This is a genomic window from Mycobacterium marinum (genome assembly GCF_003391395.1).
Classification (GTDB): domain Bacteria; phylum Actinomycetota; class Actinomycetes; order Mycobacteriales; family Mycobacteriaceae; genus Mycobacterium; species Mycobacterium marinum.
Genome location: NZ_CP024190.1, coordinates 3,552,579 through 3,571,090, shown reverse-complemented (window position 1 = coordinate 3,571,090; position 18,512 = coordinate 3,552,579). Strand labels below are relative to the sequence as shown.

Below are 18,512 nucleotides of genomic sequence, written 5' to 3'. Positions count from 1 at the left end.
TCTTGTCCGCCGATGGGCATGTCGGGGTTGTCGGCAGCCGAATTAGCCGAGCTATCGGACATTCTGGCGAGAACCGGTGATCAGCGCGATGGAGGCCAGACAGCCGGCGGACTGGTCGGCGTCGAGGACGTGATGGCGCTGACTCCGCTGCAGCAGGGGCTGTTCGCGCTGGCCATGTTCACCAAGTCAGCGGCTGACGATCCGTACACGATCGCGGCGCCTTTTGACGTGTTCGGTCAGCTGGACACGGTATTGCTTCGCAACTGCGCGATCGCCACAATGCATCGCCATCCGAATTTGCGGGCCCGCTTCGTCCAAGGCAAACTGCCTCATCCGGTGCAGGTTGTGCCCAGTGACGTGGATCTGTCGTGGCGGCAGGTGGTCGCGACGCCGGAAGAGGTGGCCTCGCTGGAGGCCGATGAGCAACGGTCGGGATTCGATCTCGAACGTGGTCTGACGATGCGGTTTCTGCTTGTCGAGTTGCCTAACGAGCGTTGGCGATTCGTCATCACCGCCCATCACATTGTGATCGATGGTTGGTCGCTGGCGGTGTTTGTCAACGAGCTCTTCGCTTTGTATCGGGCGGGTGGGGCCATCGATGTGCTTGCGGCGCCGCCGCGGCCATTTCGCGACTACCTCGGCTGGCTGGGCGGCTGGGATTCGCAGTCCGGTGAACAGTTTTGGCGTGACTACCTGGCTGGACTGTCGGCGCCCACCATGTTGTCGCGGGCGCTGGCCGGTGGCCAGGGTGGGCAGGTGGCCGAGGAGCCCCAGCGTATTGAGTTATGTCTGGGCGCGGAAGTGACGGCTCGGCTGGTTGATGGTGCTCGCAGTCGTGGCGTCACCGTGAATTCGCTGGTGCAGGTGGCGTGGGCGTTGGTGTTAGGGGCGCTGACCGGTCGTGACGATGTGGTTTTCGGGATTGCGGTGTCGGGACGGCCTTCTGAGCTGGCCGGCGTGCAGTCAATGGTCGGTCTGTTTATCAACACCGTGCCGCTGCGCGTCCGACTCGATCCGCAAGCAGTCATCGCCGACCTATGCGCGGCGGTGCGGCGAGATACCGCACTGGTGCGTGAATATGCCTACTTCAGTCATGCGTGGCTGCGTCAGGCGGCCGGTGTCGGTGAGATGTTCGACACGTTGCTGGTATTCGAAAACTTCCCGACCGGTGGCTTGGCCGTTGGCAAGGATGTTCCCGTCGGGGCGGCGACGTTCCGCCGGGTGGCTGCGCACAGTCCGACGCATTTCCCGGTGACCGTGACCGCCGAATTTGCGAGGGACCAGCTGACGCTGATGATCGCAGCGACGGGCGACGCGCTCAGCGTGCTCACTCCCGAGACGGGTCTTGGGGTCGCCGACCTCGTGCAGCGGTTGGGGCGGGTGTTGGTGGCGATGACTGGTGATGTGGGGGTGCGGGTTTCGTCGTTGGATGTGTTGGATTCGGTGGAGCGTGTTCGGTTGGATGGGTGGGGTAATCGGGCGGTGTTGGGTGCGTCGGTGCCGGTGGGGGTGTCGATTCCGGCGTTGTTTGGTGCTCAGGTTGTCCGTGATCGGGATGCGGTGGCGCTCAGTTTTGAGGGTCAGAGCCTGACCTATGGCGAGCTTGATGAGGCCTCGAATCGGTTGGCGCGTTTTTTGGTGGGTTTGGGTGCGGGTCCGGGGCAGCGGGTGGCGTTGGTGTTTGGTCGTTGTGCTCAGGCGGTGACCGCGATTTTGGCGGTGTTAAAGACTGGGGCGGCGTATGTGCCGATTGATCCGGGGTTGCCGGCGGCGCGGGTGCGGTTCATGGTTGCTGATGCTGGGCCGGTGGCGGTGGTGACTACCGGTGGGTGGGCTGCGGGGTTGGATGAGTGCGGTTGTGTGGTCGTCGATGTTGCTGATGCGGGTGTTGAGGCTTGTGCGGGTACGGGTTTGGTGGCACCGGCTGCTGATGACATCGCGTATCTGATTTACACCTCCGGGACCACCGGCATTCCTAAGGGTGTGGCGGTTAGTCATCGCAATGTGGTCGCGTTGGTGGAGTCGTTGGCCTCGAGTGTGCCGGTGGCGGGGGTGTGGTCGCAGTGGCATTCGTATGCCTTTGATGTTTCGGTGTGTGAGATTTGGGGGGCGTTGTTAAGTGGTGGGCGGTTGGTGGTGGTGCCCGAGCAGGTGGTGGGTTCGCCTGAGGATTTCCTCGCGTTGTTGGTGGCTGAGCGGGTCAGTGTTTTGAGTCAGACGCCGTCGGCGTTTTATGCGTTGCAGGGTGCTGTTGCGGTCCGGTCTGGTTTGGGGCGTGAGTTACGGGTTGAGGCGGTGCTTTTGGCGGGGGAGGCGTTTGAGCCTCAGCGTGCGGGGGTGTGGTTGGCGCGGCGTCCGGGGGTGGCGCGGTTGATCAATTTGTATGGCACGACTGAGACGACGGTGCATGCCTCGGTGCGTGAAATTGTTGGCGCTGACGCTGAGAGTGCGGTGAGTCCGATTGGGGTGCCGTTGGGGCATCTGGGCTTTTTTGTGCTCGATGGGTGGTTGCGGCCGGTGCCGGTGGGTGTGGTGGGGGAGTTGTATGTGGCTGGTGTTGGGGTGGGTGTGGGGTATTGGGGGCGGGGGTCGTTGACGGGGTCGCGGTTTGTGGCGTGTCCGTTTGGGGGTGTTGGTGAGCGGATGTATCGGACGGGGGATTTGGTGTGTTGGGGTCGGGATGGGCAGTTGCAGTATCGGGGGCGTGTTGATGATCAGGTGAAGGTTCGTGGGTATCGGATTGAGTTGGGTGAGGTTCAGGCGGCGTTGGGTGCTGTTGATGGGGTGGGTCAGGCGGTGGTGGTTGTTCGTGAGGATCGTGGTGGTGATCGGCGGTTGGTGGGGTATGTGACGGGGGCGGTGGATCCGGTGGTGGTGCGTGGGGTGTTGGGGCAGCGGTTGCCGGGGTATATGGTGCCGGCCGCGGTGGTGGTGGTGGCGGGGTTGCCGTTGACGGTTAATGGGAAGTTGGATAGGCGGGCTTTGCCGGCGCCGGAGTATGGCGATGGTGATCGTTATCGGGCTCCGGTGGGGCCGGTGCAGGAGATTTTGGCGGGTATTTATGCCGAGGTGTTGGGGTTGGAGCGGGTGGGGGTTGAGGACTCGTTTTTTGAGTTGGGTGGGGATTCGTTGTCGGCGATGCGGTTGATTGCTGCGGTTAATGCTGGTTTGGGTGTTGATTTGTCGGTGCGGGTGTTGTTTGAGTGGCCGACGGTGGCGGGGTTGGCGTCGTGTGTGGGTGGGGTTTCGGGTTCGGTGGTGCCGGTGGTGCCGTTGGTGGCGGGGCCGCGGCCTGCGGTGGTGCCGTTGTCGTTTACTCAGAGTGGGTTGTGGTTTTTGGAGCAGGTGCAGGGGCCGTCGGCGGTTTACAACATGGCGGCGGCGTTTCGGTTGGGTGGGGGTTTGGATGTTGATGCGTTGGGTGCGGCGTGGGTGGATGTGGTGGGCCGTCATGAGAGTTTGCGTACGGTGTTTCCTGCGGTGGGGGGTGTGCCCCAGCAGGTGGTGGTTCCTGTTGAGCGGGCTGATTTTGGGTGGCGGGTTGTTGATGCGGGTGGGTGGTCGGTAGGGCGGTTGGGTGAGGCCGTTGCTGCGGTGGCTGGTTATGCGTTTAGTTTGGCGACTGAGATTCCTTTGCGTGTGGTGCTTTTCCGTGTTAGTGCGGATGAGCATGTGTTGGTGTGTGTGGTGCACCATATTGCTGGTGATGGTTGGTCGATGACTCCGCTGGCGCGTGATTTGGGGGTGGCTTATGCCGCTCGTTGTGCGGGGTGTGTTCCGGGTTGGGCGCCGTTGGCGGTGCAGTATGGCGATTACACGTTGTGGCAGCGTGCGCGGTTGGGTGATATTGGGGATGAGGGTAGCCCGATTGCTGCTCAGTTGGCTTATTGGCAGCGGGTTTTGGCGGGGATGCCGGAGCGTTTGGCGTTGCCTACTGATCGGCCTTATCCGCCGGTGGCTGATCATCGTGGTGGCAGGGTGGGTATTGATTGGTCGGTGGGGTTGCAGCAGCAGATTGCTCGGGTGGCTCGTGAGCATAATGCGACCAGTTTCATGGTGGTTCAGGCGGCGTTGGCGGTGGTGTTGGCCAAGATCAGTGCGAGTTCTGAGGTGGCGGTGGGGGTTCCGGTCGCTGGGCGTGGTGATCGTGGGCTTGATGAGTTGGTGGGGATGTTTGTCAACACGTTGGTGTTGCGGGTTGATATGTCGGCTGATCCCACCGTTGCGGATCTGTTGGCGCAGGTGCGTGCGAGCAGTCTTGATGCTTACGAGCATCAGGACGTGCCGTTTGAGGTGTTGGTGGAGCGGCTGAACCCGGTGCGTAGTTTGACTCATCATCCGCTGGTTCAGGTGATGTTGGCGTGGCAGAACTTCCCGGGGCAGCTTAGTGATCCGGGTTCGGGGTTGGTGTTGGGTGACGTGCAGGTGACTGCGTTGCCGGTGGATACCGGTTCTGCGCGGATCGATTTGGCGTTTTTTGTGGGGGAGCGTTGGACCGAGGCTGGGGAGCCCGCTGGGATTGGTGGGGGGGTGGAGTTTCGTACTGATGTGTTTGATGCGGGCAGTATCGAGATGCTGATCGAGCGGTTGGGGCGGGTGTTGGTGGCGATGACTGGTGATGTGGGGGTGCGGGTTTCGTCGTTGGATGTGTTGGATTCGGTGGAGCGTGTTCGGTTGGATGGGTGGGGTAATCGGGCGGTGTTGGGTGCGTCGGTGCCGGTGGGGGTGTCGATTCCGGCGTTGTTTGGTGCTCAGGTTGTCCGTGATCGGGATGCGGTGGCGCTCAGTTTTGAGGGTCAGAGCCTGAGTTATGGCGAGCTTGATGAGGCCTCGAATCGGTTGGCGCGTTTTTTGGTGGGTTTGGGTGCGGGTCCTGGGCAGCGGGTGGCGTTGGTGTTTGGTCGTTGTGCTCAGGCGGTGACCGCGATTTTGGCGGTGTTAAAGACTGGGGCGGCGTATGTGCCGATTGATCCGGGGTTGCCGGCGGCGCGGGTGCGGTTCATGGTTGCTGATGCTGGGCCGGTGGCGGTGGTGACTACCGGTGGGTGGGGTGCGGGGTTGGATGAGTGCGGTTGTGTGGTCGTCGATGTTGCTGATGCGGGTGTTGAGGCTTGTGCGGGTACGGGTTTGGTGGCACCGGCTGCTGATGACATCGCGTATCTGATCTACACCTCCGGGACCACCGGCACCCCCAAGGGAGTCGCGATCACCCACCGCAACGTCACTCAACTGGTGGCATCAGCGGACGCCGGCCTGCCACGGGGACCCGAACAAGTCTGGACCCAATGGGTTTCCTACAGCTTCGACGTTTCGGTGTGGGAAATATGGGGGGCGTTGCTAAGTGGTGGGCGGTTGGTGGTGGTACCCGAGCAGGTGGTCGGTTCCCCCGAAGACTTCCACGCGTTGCTGGTGGCCGAGCGGGTCACCGTCCTAAGTCAGACACCAACCACAGCGGGGGTGTTATCGCCGCAGGGGCTGGACTCCGTGGCGTTGTTGATGGGATCGGAGGCCTGCCCCGGCGAGGTGGTGGATCGGTGGGCACCCGGGCGGCTGATGATCAACGGCTACGGCCCCACCGAAACCACGATCTATACGACGCTGAGTGCGCCGTTGGTGGCGGGGTCGGGGGCGCCGCCGATTGGTTCGCCGGTGTCGGGGGCGGCGTTGTTTGTGCTGGATGGGTGGTTGCGGCCGGTGCCGGTGGGTGTGGTGGGGGAGTTGTATGTGGCTGGTGTTGGGGTGGGTGTGGGGTATTGGGGGCGGGGGTCGTTGACGGGGTCGCGGTTTGTGGCGTGTCCGTTTGGGGGTGTTGGTGAGCGGATGTATCGGACGGGGGATTTGGTGTGTTGGGGTCGGGATGGGCAGTTGCAGTATCGGGGGCGTGTTGATGATCAGGTGAAGGTTCGTGGGTATCGGATTGAGTTGGGTGAGGTTCAGGCGGCGTTGGGTGCTGTTGATGGGGTGGGTCAGGCGGTGGTGGTTGTTCGTGAGGATCGTGGTGGTGATCGGCGGTTGGTGGGGTATGTGACGGGGGCGGTGGATCCGGTGGTGGTGCGTGGGGTGTTGGGGCAGCGGTTGCCGGGGTATATGGTGCCGGCCGCGGTGGTGGTGGTGGCGGGGTTGCCGTTGACGGTTAATGGGAAGTTGGATAGGCGGGCTTTGCCGGCGCCGGAGTATGGCGATGGTGATCGTTATCGGGCTCCGGTGGGGCCGGTGCAGGAGATTTTGGCGGGTATTTATGCCGAGGTGTTGGGGTTGGAGCGGGTGGGGGTTGAGGACTCGTTTTTTGAGTTGGGTGGGGATTCGTTGTCGGCGATGCGGTTGATTGCTGCGGTTAATGCTGGTTTGGGTGTTGATTTGTCGGTGCGGGTGTTGTTTGAGTGGCCGACGGTGGCGGGGTTGGCGTCGTGTGTGGGTGGGGTTTCGGGTTCGGTGGTGCCGGTGGTGCCGTTGGTGGCGGGGCCGCGGCCTGCGGTGGTGCCGTTGTCGTTTACTCAGAGTGGGTTGTGGTTTTTGGAGCAGGTGCAGGGGCCGTCGGCGGTTTACAACATGGCGGCGGCGTTTCGGTTGGGTGGGGGTTTGGATGTTGATGCGTTGGGTGCGGCGTGGGTGGATGTGGTGGGCCGTCATGAGAGTTTGCGTACGGTGTTTCCTGCGGTGGGGGGTGTGCCCCAGCAGGTGGTGGTGGCTGTTGAGCGGGCTGATTTTGGGTGGCGGGTTGTTGATGCGGGTGGGTGGTCGGTAGGGCGGTTGGGTGAGGCCGTTGCTGCGGTGGCTGGTTATGCGTTTAGTTTGGCGACTGAGATTCCTTTGCGTGTGGTGCTTTTCCGTGTTAGTGCGGATGAGCATGTGTTGGTGTGTGTGGTGCACCATATTGCTGGTGATGGTTGGTCGATGACTCCGCTGGCGCGTGATTTGGGGGTGGCTTATGCCGCTCGTTGTGCGGGGTGTGTTCCGGGTTGGGCGCCGTTGGCGGTGCAGTATGGCGATTACACGTTGTGGCAGCGTGCGCGGTTGGGTGATATTGGGGATGAGGGTAGCCCGATTGCTGCTCAGTTGGCTTATTGGCAGCGGGTTTTGGCGGGGATGCCGGAGCGTTTGGCGTTGCCTACTGATCGGCCTTATCCGCCGGTGGCTGATCATCGTGGTGGCAGGGTGGGTATTGATTGGTCGGTGGGGTTGCAGCAGCAGATTGCTCGGGTGGCTCGTGAGCATAATGCGACCAGTTTCATGGTGGTTCAGGCGGCGTTGGCGGTGGTGTTGGCCAAGATCAGTGCGAGTTCTGAGGTGGCGGTGGGGGTTCCGGTCGCTGGGCGTGGTGATCGTGGGCTTGATGAGTTGGTGGGGATGTTTGTCAACACGTTGGTGTTGCGGGTTGATATGTCGGCTGATCCCACCGTTGCGGATCTGTTGGCGCAGGTGCGTGCGAGCAGTCTTGATGCTTACGAGCATCAGGACGTGCCGTTTGAGGTGTTGGTGGAGCGGCTGAACCCGGTGCGTAGTTTGACTCATCATCCGCTGGTTCAGGTGATGTTGGCGTGGCAGAACTTCCCGGGGCAGCTTAGTGATCCGGGTTCGGGGTTGGTGTTGGGTGACGTGCAGGTGACTGCGTTGCCGGTGGATACCGGTTCTGCGCGGATCGATTTGGCGTTTTTTGTGGGGGAGCGTTGGACCGAGGCTGGGGAGCCCGCTGGGATTGGTGGGGGGGTGGAGTTTCGTACTGATGTGTTTGATGCGGGCAGTATCGAGATGCTGATCGAGCGGTTGGGGCGGGTGTTGGTGGCGATGACTGGTGATGTGGGGGTGCGGGTTTCGTCGTTGGATGTGTTGGATTCGGTGGAGCGTGTTCGGTTGGATGGGTGGGGTAATCGGGCGGTGTTGGGTGCGTCGGTGCCGGTGGGGGTGTCGATTCCGGCGTTGTTTGATGCTCAGGTTGTCCGTGATCGGGATGCGGTGGCGCTCAGTTTTGAGGGTCAGAGCCTGACCTATGGCGAGCTTGATGAGGCCTCGAATCGGTTGGCGCGTTTTTTGGTGGGTTTGGGTGCGGGTCCGGGGCAGCGGGTGGCGTTGGTGTTTGGTCGTTGTGCTCAGGCGGTGACCGCGATTTTGGCGGTGTTAAAGACTGGGGCGGCGTATGTGCCGATTGATCCGGGGTTGCCGGCGGCGCGGGTGCGGTTCATGGTTGCTGATGCTGGGCCGGTGGCGGTGGTGACTACCGGTGGGTGGGCTGCGGGGTTGGATGAGTGCGGTTGTGTGGTCGTCGATGTTGCTGATGCGGGTGTTGAGGCTTGTGCGGGTACGGGTTTGGTGGCACCGGCTGCTGATGACATCGCGTATCTGATCTACACCTCCGGGACCACCGGCACCCCCAAGGGAGTGGCGATCACCCACCGCAACGTCACTCAACTGGTGGCATCAGCGGACGCGGGTGTGCCGTGGGGACCGGAGCAAGTCTGGACCCAATGGCACTCCTATAGCTTCGATATCTCAGGTTGGGAGATCTGGGGCGCTTTGTTGCACGGGGGCCGGTTGGTGGTGGTACCCGAGCAGGTGGCGGGTTCCCCCGAAGACTTCCACGCGTTGCTGATTGCGGAGCGGGTCACCGTTTTGAGTCAGACACCGACCGCAGCGGGGGTGTTATCGCCGCAGGGGCTGGAGTCGGTGGCATTACTGGTAGGTGGTGAGGGCTGCCCCGGCGAGGTGGTGGATCGGTGGGCACCCGGGCGGCTGATGATCAACGAATACGGTCCGACCGAAACCACGATGTGGGTGGCGCTGAGTGCGCCGTTGGTGGCGGGGTCGGGGGCGCCGCCGATTGGTTCGCCGGTGTCGGGGGCGGCGTTGTTTGTGCTGGATGGGTGGTTGCGGCCGGTGCCGGTGGGTGTGGTGGGGGAGTTGTATGTGGCTGGTGTTGGGGTGGGTGTGGGGTATTGGGGGCGGGGGTCGTTGACGGGGTCGCGGTTTGTGGCGTGTCCGTTTGGGGGTGTTGGTGAGCGGATGTATCGGACGGGGGATTTGGTGTGTTGGGGTCGGGATGGGCAGTTGCAGTATCGGGGGCGTGTTGATGATCAGGTGAAGGTTCGTGGGTATCGGATTGAGTTGGGTGAGGTTCAGGCGGCGTTGGGTGCTGTTGATGGGGTGGGTCAGGCGGTGGTGGTTGTTCGTGAGGATCGTGGTGGTGATCGGCGGTTGGTGGGGTATGTGACGGGGGCGGTGGATCCGGTGGTGGTGCGTGGGGTGTTGGGGCAGCGGTTGCCGGGGTATATGGTGCCGGCCGCGGTGGTGGTGGTGGCGGGGTTGCCGTTGACGGTTAATGGGAAGTTGGATAGGCGGGCTTTGCCGGCGCCGGAGTATGGCGATGGTGATCGTTATCGGGCTCCGGTGGGGCCGGTGCAGGAGATTTTGGCGGGTATTTATGCCGAGGTGTTGGGGTTGGAGCGGGTGGGGGTTGAGGACTCGTTTTTTGAGTTGGGTGGGGATTCGTTGTCGGCGATGCGGTTGATTGCTGCGGTTAATGCTGGTTTGGGTGTTGATTTGTCGGTGCGGGTGTTGTTTGAGTGGCCGACGGTGGCGGGGTTGGCGTCGTGTGTGGGTGGGGTTTCGGGTTCGGTGGTGCCGGTGGTGCCGTTGGTGGCGGGGCCGCGGCCTGCGGTGGTGCCGTTGTCGTTTACTCAGAGTGGGTTGTGGTTTTTGGAGCAGGTGCAGGGGCCGTCGGCGGTTTACAACATGGCGGCGGCGTTTCGGTTGGGTGGGGGTTTGGATGTTGATGCGTTGGGTGCGGCGTGGGTGGATGTGGTGGGCCGTCATGAGAGTTTGCGTACGGTGTTTCCTGCGGTGGGGGGTGTGCCCCAGCAGGTGGTGGTGGCTGTTGAGCGGGCTGATTTTGGGTGGCGGGTTGTTGATGCGGGTGGGTGGTCGGTAGGGCGGTTGGGTGAGGCCGTTGCTGCGGTGGCTGGTTATGCGTTTAGTTTGGCGACTGAGATTCCTTTGCGTGTGGTGCTTTTCCGTGTTAGTGCGGATGAGCATGTGTTGGTGTGTGTGGTGCACCATATTGCTGGTGATGGTTGGTCGATGACTCCGCTGGCGCGTGATTTGGGGGTGGCTTATGCCGCTCGTTGTGCGGGGTGTGTTCCGGGTTGGGCGCCGTTGGCGGTGCAGTATGGCGATTACACGTTGTGGCAGCGTGCGCGGTTGGGTGATATTGGGGATGAGGGTAGCCCGATTGCTGCTCAGTTGGCTTATTGGCAGCGGGTTTTGGCGGGGATGCCGGAGCGTTTGGCGTTGCCTACTGATCGGCCTTATCCGCCGGTGGCTGATCATCGTGGTGGCAGGGTGGGTATTGATTGGTCGGTGGGGTTGCAGCAGCAGATTGCTCGGGTGGCTCGTGAGCATAATGCGACCAGTTTCATGGTGGTTCAGGCGGCGTTGGCGGTGGTGTTGGCCAAGATCAGTGCGAGTTCTGAGGTGGCGGTGGGGGTTCCGGTCGCTGGGCGTGGTGATCGTGGGCTTGATGAGTTGGTGGGGATGTTTGTCAACACGTTGGTGTTGCGGGTTGATATGTCGGCTGATCCCACCGTTGCGGATCTGTTGGCGCAGGTGCGAGCGAGCAGTCTTGATGCTTACGAGCATCAGGACGTGCCGTTTGAGGTGTTGGTGGAGCGGCTGAACCCGGTGCGTAGTTTGACTCATCATCCGCTGGTTCAGGTGATGTTGGCGTGGCAGAACTTCCCGGGGCAGCTTAGTGATCCGGGTTCGGGGTTGGTGTTGGGTGACGTGCAGGTGACTGCGTTGCCGGTGGATACCGGTTCTGCGCGGATCGATTTGGCGTTTTTTGTGGGGGAGCGTTGGACCGAGGCTGGGGAGCCCGCTGGGATTGGTGGGGGGGTGGAGTTTCGTACTGATGTGTTTGATGCGGGCAGTATCGAGATGCTGATCGAGCGGTTGGGGCGGGTGTTGGTGGCGATGACTGGTGATGTGGGGGTGCGGGTTTCGTCGTTGGATGTGTTGGATTCGGTGGAGCGTGTTCGGTTGGATGGGTGGGGTAATCGGGCGGTGTTGGGTGCGTCGGTGCCGGTGGGGGTGTCGATTCCGGCGTTGTTTGATGCTCAGGTTGTCCGTGATCGGGATGCGGTGGCGCTCAGTTTTGAGGGTCAGAGCCTGACCTATGGCGAGCTTGATGAGGCCTCGAATCGGTTGGCGCGTTTTTTGGTGGGTTTGGGTGCGGGTCCGGGGCAGCGGGTGGCGTTGGTGTTTGGTCGTTGTGCTCAGGCGGTGACCGCGATTTTGGCGGTGTTAAAGACTGGGGCGGCGTATGTGCCGATTGATCCGGGGTTGCCGGCGGCGCGGGTGCGGTTCATGGTTGCTGATGCTGGGCCGGTGGCGGTGGTGACTACCGGTGGGTGGGCTGCGGGGTTGGATGGGTGCGGTTGTGTGGTCGTCGATGTTGCTGATGCGGGTGTTGAGGCTTGTGCGGGTACGGGTTTGGTGGCACCGGCTGCTGATGACATCGCGTATCTGATCTACACCTCCGGGACCACCGGCATTCCTAAGGGTGTGGCGGTTAGTCATCGCAATGTGGTCGCGTTGGTGGAGTCGTTGGCCTCGAGTGTGCCGGTGGCGGGGGTGTGGTCGCAGTGGCATTCGTATGCCTTTGATGTTTCGGTGTGTGAGATTTGGGGGGCGTTGTTAAGTGGTGGGCGGTTGGTGGTGGTGCCCGAGCAGGTGGTGGGTTCGCCTGAGGATTTCCTCGCGTTGTTGGTGGCTGAGCGGGTCAGTGTTTTGAGTCAGACGCCGTCGGCGTTTTATGCGTTGCAGGGTGCTGTTGCGGTCCGGTCTGGTTTGGGGCGTGAGTTACGGGTTGAGGCGGTGCTTTTGGCGGGGGAGGCGTTTGAGCCTCAGCGTGCGGGGGTGTGGTTGGCGCGGCGTCCGGGGGTGGCGCGGTTGATCAATTTGTATGGCACGACTGAGACGACGGTGCATGCCTCGGTGCGTGAAATTGTTGGCGCTGACGCTGAGAGTGCGGTGAGTCCGATTGGGGTGCCGTTGGGGCATCTGGGCTTTTTTGTGCTGGATGGGTGGTTGCGGCCGGTGCCGGTGGGTGTGGTGGGGGAGTTGTATGTGGCTGGTGTTGGGGTGGGTGTGGGGTATTGGGGGCGGGGGTCGTTGACGGGGTCGCGGTTTGTGGCGTGTCCGTTTGGGGGTGTTGGTGAGCGGATGTATCGGACGGGGGATTTGGTGTGTTGGGGTCGGGATGGGCAGTTGCAGTATCGGGGGCGTGTTGATGATCAGGTGAAGGTTCGTGGGTATCGGATTGAGTTGGGTGAGGTTCAGGCGGCGTTGGGTGCTGTTGATGGGGTGGGTCAGGCGGTGGTGGTTGTTCGTGAGGATCGTGGTGGTGATCGGCGGTTGGTGGGGTATGTGACGGGGGCGGTGGATCCGGTGGTGGTGCGTGGGGTGTTGGGGCAGCGGTTGCCGGGGTATATGGTGCCGGCCGCGGTGGTGGTGGTGGCGGGGTTGCCGTTGACGGTTAATGGGAAGTTGGATAGGCGGGCTTTGCCGGCGCCGGAGTATGGCGATGGTGATCGTTATCGGGCTCCGGTGGGGCCGGTGCAGGAGATTTTGGCGGGTATTTATGCCGAGGTGTTGGGGTTGGAGCGGGTGGGGGTTGAGGACTCGTTTTTTGAGTTGGGTGGGGATTCGTTGTCGGCGATGCGGTTGATTGCTGCGGTTAATGCTGGTTTGGGTGTTGATTTGTCGGTGCGGGTGTTGTTTGAGTGGCCGACGGTGGCGGGGTTGGCGTCGTGTGTGGGTGGGGTTTCGGGTTCGGTGGTGCCGGTGGTGCCGTTGGTGGCGGGGCCGCGGCCTGCGGTGGTGCCGTTGTCGTTTACTCAGAGTGGGTTGTGGTTTTTGGAGCAGGTGCAGGGGCCGTCGGCGGTTTACAACATGGCGGCGGCGTTTCGGTTGGGTGGGGGTTTGGATGTTGATGCGTTGGGTGCGGCGTGGGTGGATGTGGTGGGCCGTCATGAGAGTTTGCGTACGGTGTTTCCTGCGGTGGGGGGTGTGCCCCAGCAGGTGGTGGTGGCTGTTGAGCGGGCTGATTTTGGGTGGCGGGTTGTTGATGCGGGTGGGTGGTCGGTAGGGCGGTTGGGTGAGGCCGTTGCTGCGGTGGCTGGTTATGCGTTTAGTTTGGCGACTGAGATTCCTTTGCGTGTGGTGCTTTTCCGTGTTAGTGCGGATGAGCATGTGTTGGTGTGTGTGGTGCACCATATTGCTGGTGATGGTTGGTCGATGACTCCGCTGGCGCGTGATTTGGGGGTGGCTTATGCCGCTCGTTGTGCGGGGTGTGTTCCGGGTTGGGCGCCGTTGGCGGTGCAGTATGGCGATTACACGTTGTGGCAGCGTGCGCGGTTGGGTGATATTGGGGATGAGGGTAGCCCGATTGCTGCTCAGTTGGCTTATTGGCAGCGGGTTTTGGCGGGGATGCCGGAGCGTTTGGCGTTGCCTACTGATCGGCCTTATCCGCCGGTGGCTGATCATCGTGGTGGCAGGGTGGGTATTGATTGGTCGGTGGGGTTGCAGCAGCAGATTGCTCGGGTGGCTCGTGAGCATAATGCGACCAGTTTCATGGTGGTTCAGGCGGCGTTGGCGGTGGTGTTGGCCAAGATCAGTGCGAGTTCTGAGGTGGCGGTAGGGGTTCCGGTCGCCGGACGGCGCGACCCCGCACTCGACGATCTAGTGGGCCTATTCCACAACACGTTGGTGTTGCGGGTTGATATGTCGGCTGATCCCACCGTTGCGGATCTGCTGGCGCAGGTGCGAGCGAGCAGTCTTGATGCCTACGAGAATCAAGACGTGCCCATTGAGGTACTGGTGGAGCGGCTCAACTCAAACCGAAGTCTGACCCACTCCCCGCTTGCCCAGGTGGTGTTGACCTGGCTGAACTTCCCAGGGCAACAAGATAACCCGGCCAAGGGCTTGGTGTTGGGGGACGTAGAGGTCACCCCGATGCCGGTAGACACGCGCACCGCCCGCACCGACGCGCTGTTCTCGCTGGCTGAGCGTTGGACCGAGGCTGGGGAGCCCGCTGGGATTGGTGGGGGGGTGGAGTTTCGTACTGATGTGTTTGATGCGGGCAGTATCGAGATGCTGATCGAGCGGTTGGGGCGGGTGTTGGTGGCGATGACTGGTGATGTGGGGGTGCGGGTTTCGTCGTTGGATGTGTTGGATTCGGTGGAGCGTGTTCGGTTGGATGGGTGGGGTAATCGGGCGGTGTTGGGTGCGTCGGTGCCGGTGAGGGTGTCGATTCCGGCGTTGTTTGATGCTCAGGTTGTCCGTGATCGGGATGCGGTGGCGCTCAGTTTTGAGGGTCAGAGCCTGACCTATGGCGAGCTTGATGAGGCCTCGAATCGGTTGGCGCGTTTTTTGGTGGGTTTGGGTGCGGGTCCGGGGCAGCGGGTGGCGTTGGTGTTTGGTCGTTGTGCTCAGGCGGTGACCGCGATTTTGGCGGTGTTAAAGACTGGGGCGGCGTATGTGCCGATTGATCCGGGGTTGCCGGCGGCGCGGGTGCGGTTCATGGTTGCTGATGCTGGGCCGGTGGCGGTGGTGACTACCGGTGGGTGGGCTGCGGGGTTGGATGAGTGCGGTTGTGTGGTCGTCGATGTTGCTGATGCGGGTGTTGAGGCTTGTGCGGGTACGGGTTTGGTGGCACCGGCTGCTGATGACATCGCGTATCTGATCTACACCTCCGGGACCACCGGCATTCCTAAGGGTGTGGCGGTTAGTCATCGCAATGTGGTCGCGTTGGTGGAGTCGTTGGCCTCGAGTGTGCCGGTGGCGGGGGTGTGGTCGCAGTGGCATTCGTATGCCTTTGATGTTTCGGTGTGTGAGATTTGGGGGGCGTTGTTAAGTGGTGGGCGGTTGGTGGTGGTGCCCGAGCAGGTGGTGGGTTCGCCTGAGGATTTCCTCGCGTTGTTGGTGGCTGAGCGGGTCAGTGTTTTGAGTCAGACGCCGTCGGCGTTTTATGCGTTGCAGGGTGCTGTTGCGGTCCGGTCTGGTTTGGGGCGTGAGTTACGGGTTGAGGCGGTGCTTTTGGCGGGGGAGGCGTTTGAGCCTCAGCGTGCGGGGGTGTGGTTGGCGCGGCGTCCGGGGGTGGCGCGGTTGATCAATTTGTATGGCACGACTGAGACGACGGTGCATGCCTCGGTGCGTGAAATTGTTGGCGCTGACGCTGAGAGTGCGGTGAGTCCGATTGGGGTGCCGTTGGGGCATCTGGGCTTTTTTGTGCTCGATGGGTGGTTGCGGCCGGTGCCGGTGGGTGTGGTGGGGGAGTTGTATGTGGCTGGTGTTGGGGTGGGTGTGGGGTATTGGGGGCGGGGGTCGTTGACGGGGTCGCGGTTTGTGGCGTGTCCGTTTGGGGGTGTTGGTGAGCGGATGTATCGGACGGGGGATTTGGTGTGTTGGGGTCGGGATGGGCAGTTGCAGTATCGGGGGCGTGTTGATGATCAGGTGAAGGTTCGTGGGTATCGGATTGAGTTGGGTGAGGTTCAGGCGGCGTTGGGTGCTGTTGATGGGGTGGGTCAGGCGGTGGTGGTTGTTCGTGAGGATCGTGGTGGTGATCGGCGGTTGGTGGGGTATGTGACGGGGGCGGTGGATCCGGTGGTGGTGCGTGGGGTGTTGGGGCAGCGGTTGCCGGGGTATATGGTGCCGGCCGCGGTGGTGGTGGTGGCGGGGTTGCCGTTGACGGTTAATGGGAAGTTGGATAGGCGGGCTTTGCCGGCGCCGGAGTATGGCGATGGTGATCGTTATCGGGCTCCGGTGGGGCCGGTGCAGGAGATTTTGGCGGGTATTTATGCCGAGGTGTTGGGGTTGGAGCGGGTGGGGGTTGAGGACTCGTTTTCTGAACTGGGTGGAGACTCACTCTCTGCGCTGCGGGTGATCGCCAAGGTCAACAAAGCCCTCGGTCTTGAACTTCCGGCGCGCACCTTGCGCGACGCGCCCTCAGTGAGAATCTTGAGTCAGCGACTGCACACAAGTGACAACGGAATGGAAGTAGTCCCGGTCGAGATCCTCAAGGAGGACACGGGTGTTCCGTTGTGCTGTATTCATGATGGCCTCGGGCTCAGCTGGTCTTATCGGGCTTTGGGAAACTATTTGGACTGCCCGATAATCGGCATTAACCAAATCGCGGAAAATGGCGAAGCTGAACCCGAATCGATTCGCAGCATGGCGGCAAACTATGCGGACAGGCTTCAAGCGGCCTACCCTGCCGGACCCTATAACCTCCTCGGCTGGTCTTTTGGTGGCGTCGTGGCTCACGAGCTTGCCATCGAACTTCACCGACGCGGATGTGTGGTGCAACGGTTGATCCTGTTGGATCCGCCGCAACTGCTCGGCAGTACATTGAGAAACCTTGGGGTTGAAGATGATCAGATCGTGGACGGCAGCTCGCGGCCTAACCACGCGGCTGTTCGAGAGCAAGCGGAGCAGCTGATTAACCAACTGCGAGAAGTGGTGGACTTTACCGCTCTGCCCAGCGGAATATTTGACTTCGCAGCCCGAAATGCCAAAGCGGTCCAGTCGTATCTCCTGGAACACAAGCCCGACGTGTTCGACGGCGATATGACCATATTTCTCGCTGGGCGTAGTGGACAAATGAGTGATTCGTCGCAACTGCAAAATTGGCGAAATTATATTGCCGGCGACATTACAACGTACTCCGTCGACTGCACACACCATGAGATGCTGACCGCCGAATCGCTCAGCATGTACGGCGAACAACTCAAGAAACTATTAGAAGCTTGAGCCGACGTTGCGCCGCCGGACTACCGGCGCCGCACCAGCAGCGTCTGCGCCGACGTCCCCACAAATCCGGTCTTATCGAAAATCTCAGCCGTCGTCACTCCCAGGCCATCTGGCCCGACGGAGGCGCGAGCGCGCAACGCGAAATCGGTGCCGGTCGGAAGTCGGTGCAGATGAACGACCGTATCGGTGTTCATGAAGAGAAACCGGTTGGGATCCAGGATCGCTCCGACGCCGTTGGCGCAGTCGACCACGGCGGCCAGCTGTTGCAGCGGTGACGCCGGATCGGTGTCGACGATGTGAGCCGTCGGCCTGAACCAGGACACCGCGGCGGGTTGTCCTTCGGTGTCCTGCGGGCGCCAGCTGAGCGCGTCGAAGTAGCCACCGACCCCGGCAAAGGCGGCCGGACGGGGTTGCGCCGGTCCCTCCACCAGCGGGGGATACCGGTCGGATGCGACGTCGGTGGTGTCGCTGACCGCCAGTAGCCACGCGGTCACCCGGGCCAGCACGCGATCGGCCACCATCTCCGCAACCATCATGGCGACCCGCGACCCCGGGCGCTGCACCCAAGCCCGGGCCCGGACCGGAGCCACCGGAATCGCCCCGAGGATGTCCAGGCTGAGCCGGCCGATCCGCAAACCCGATCCCGCCGACAGTTCTTCGATCAGTTTGGTCAGCAGCGCCAACGGGGGAGAGCCGTGCTGAATGTCGGGATCCCAATTGCTGCGGGTGAAGTCGGTCGAGTCGAACATCTGGTAATCGCCGTCGGCCCCGGGCAGGCGGCGGTAGTAGCAACCGTTCATGGCGTGGGCTCGATTGCGGAGCACGAAACCGCTTCGGCGGGCGGGCGATCCGGCCACCCGGGATACGGCGGTGGTGTCCCGCCATAAGCGGGACAGTGTTGCTGGTGCGGGCACCAATTGCATAGCCGCGACGCATTGGGGCGGAAGTCGCCCGACTGTCCCGCCGATTGGATGGCACGCCAGATGGCCATCAGGGTCTTCTCAAAGCGAAGCAGCTCATCACGATCCGGCGAATAGTCCAGCACCTGCCCGTCAGCCAGATAGATCAACCGCAGTCGGGAGGGCAACACGCCCCGCGACCGAAACAGCGCTACTCCGTAGAACTTCATCTGGAACATGGCTTTGAACTCCGCCAGCGCCCGGGCGGCAGGCGGGGCCTTGCCCGTCTTGTAGTCGACCACCCGCAACTCACCGGTAGCGGCGACGTCGATCCGGTCGATATAGCCGCGCAACAGCGTGCCGTCTGCCAGCTCCACCTCGACGCGCTGCTCGCAGCTCTGCGGGTCGAATCGCCTCGGATCTTCCAGCCGGTAGTAGCCCGACAACAGTGCACGGGCATCCTCGAGCAATTGGGCTTGCTGGTCGGGTGCCAGCTCTCCGGCAAGGTCTAGCTCACCGGCGATCACCTGCTCCCAGGCGGATTCCACCAGTGACCGGGCGGTGTCCGGGCCGCGTTGCACCGCGGGTAGAGCGTAGAGCTGCTCGAGGGCGGCATGTACCACAGAGCCTCGCAGCTGCGCCGTTGACGGTTTCTCGGGCAATCGGTCGATCGCTCGAAACCGGTACAGCAGCGGGCACTGTTTGAAATCGGCGGCCCGTGACGGCGACAGCGCCGGTCGGATGTACACGCTCGCCACGGAGCCCGGCTGGTCCGTCATATTCGCAGCCTATGACTGGGCACCGACAACCCCG

The 18,512-nt window shown here is 62.2% G+C and carries 3 protein-coding genes; 1 reads left to right on the top strand and 2 read right to left on the bottom strand.

Annotation, left to right across the window (positions count from 1 at the left end):
• Positions 1–18 precede the first annotated feature (18 nt).
• Positions 19–16,800, top strand: coding sequence for a non-ribosomal peptide synthetase (locus CCUG20998_RS14970; RefSeq protein WP_116269163.1), 16,782 nt, complete (start codon positions 19–21; stop codon positions 16,798–16,800).
• 20 nt (positions 16,801–16,820) lie between these two features.
• Here CCUG20998_RS14970 and CCUG20998_RS14965 read toward each other — a convergent pair whose 3' ends face one another.
• Positions 16,821–17,600 (bottom strand): thioesterase family protein, encoded by a 780-nt coding sequence (locus CCUG20998_RS14965; RefSeq protein ID WP_020729317.1) that lies wholly within the window; start codon positions 17,598–17,600, stop codon positions 16,821–16,823.
• Positions 17,597–18,478 carry a RecB family exonuclease gene (locus CCUG20998_RS14960; protein WP_036455721.1) on the bottom strand — a complete coding sequence of 294 codons (882 nt, stop codon included), beginning with the start codon at positions 18,476–18,478 and terminating at the stop codon, positions 17,597–17,599. Before CCUG20998_RS14960 ends, CCUG20998_RS14965 begins: the two co-directional genes overlap by 4 nt.
• Positions 18,479–18,512 lie beyond the last annotated feature (34 nt).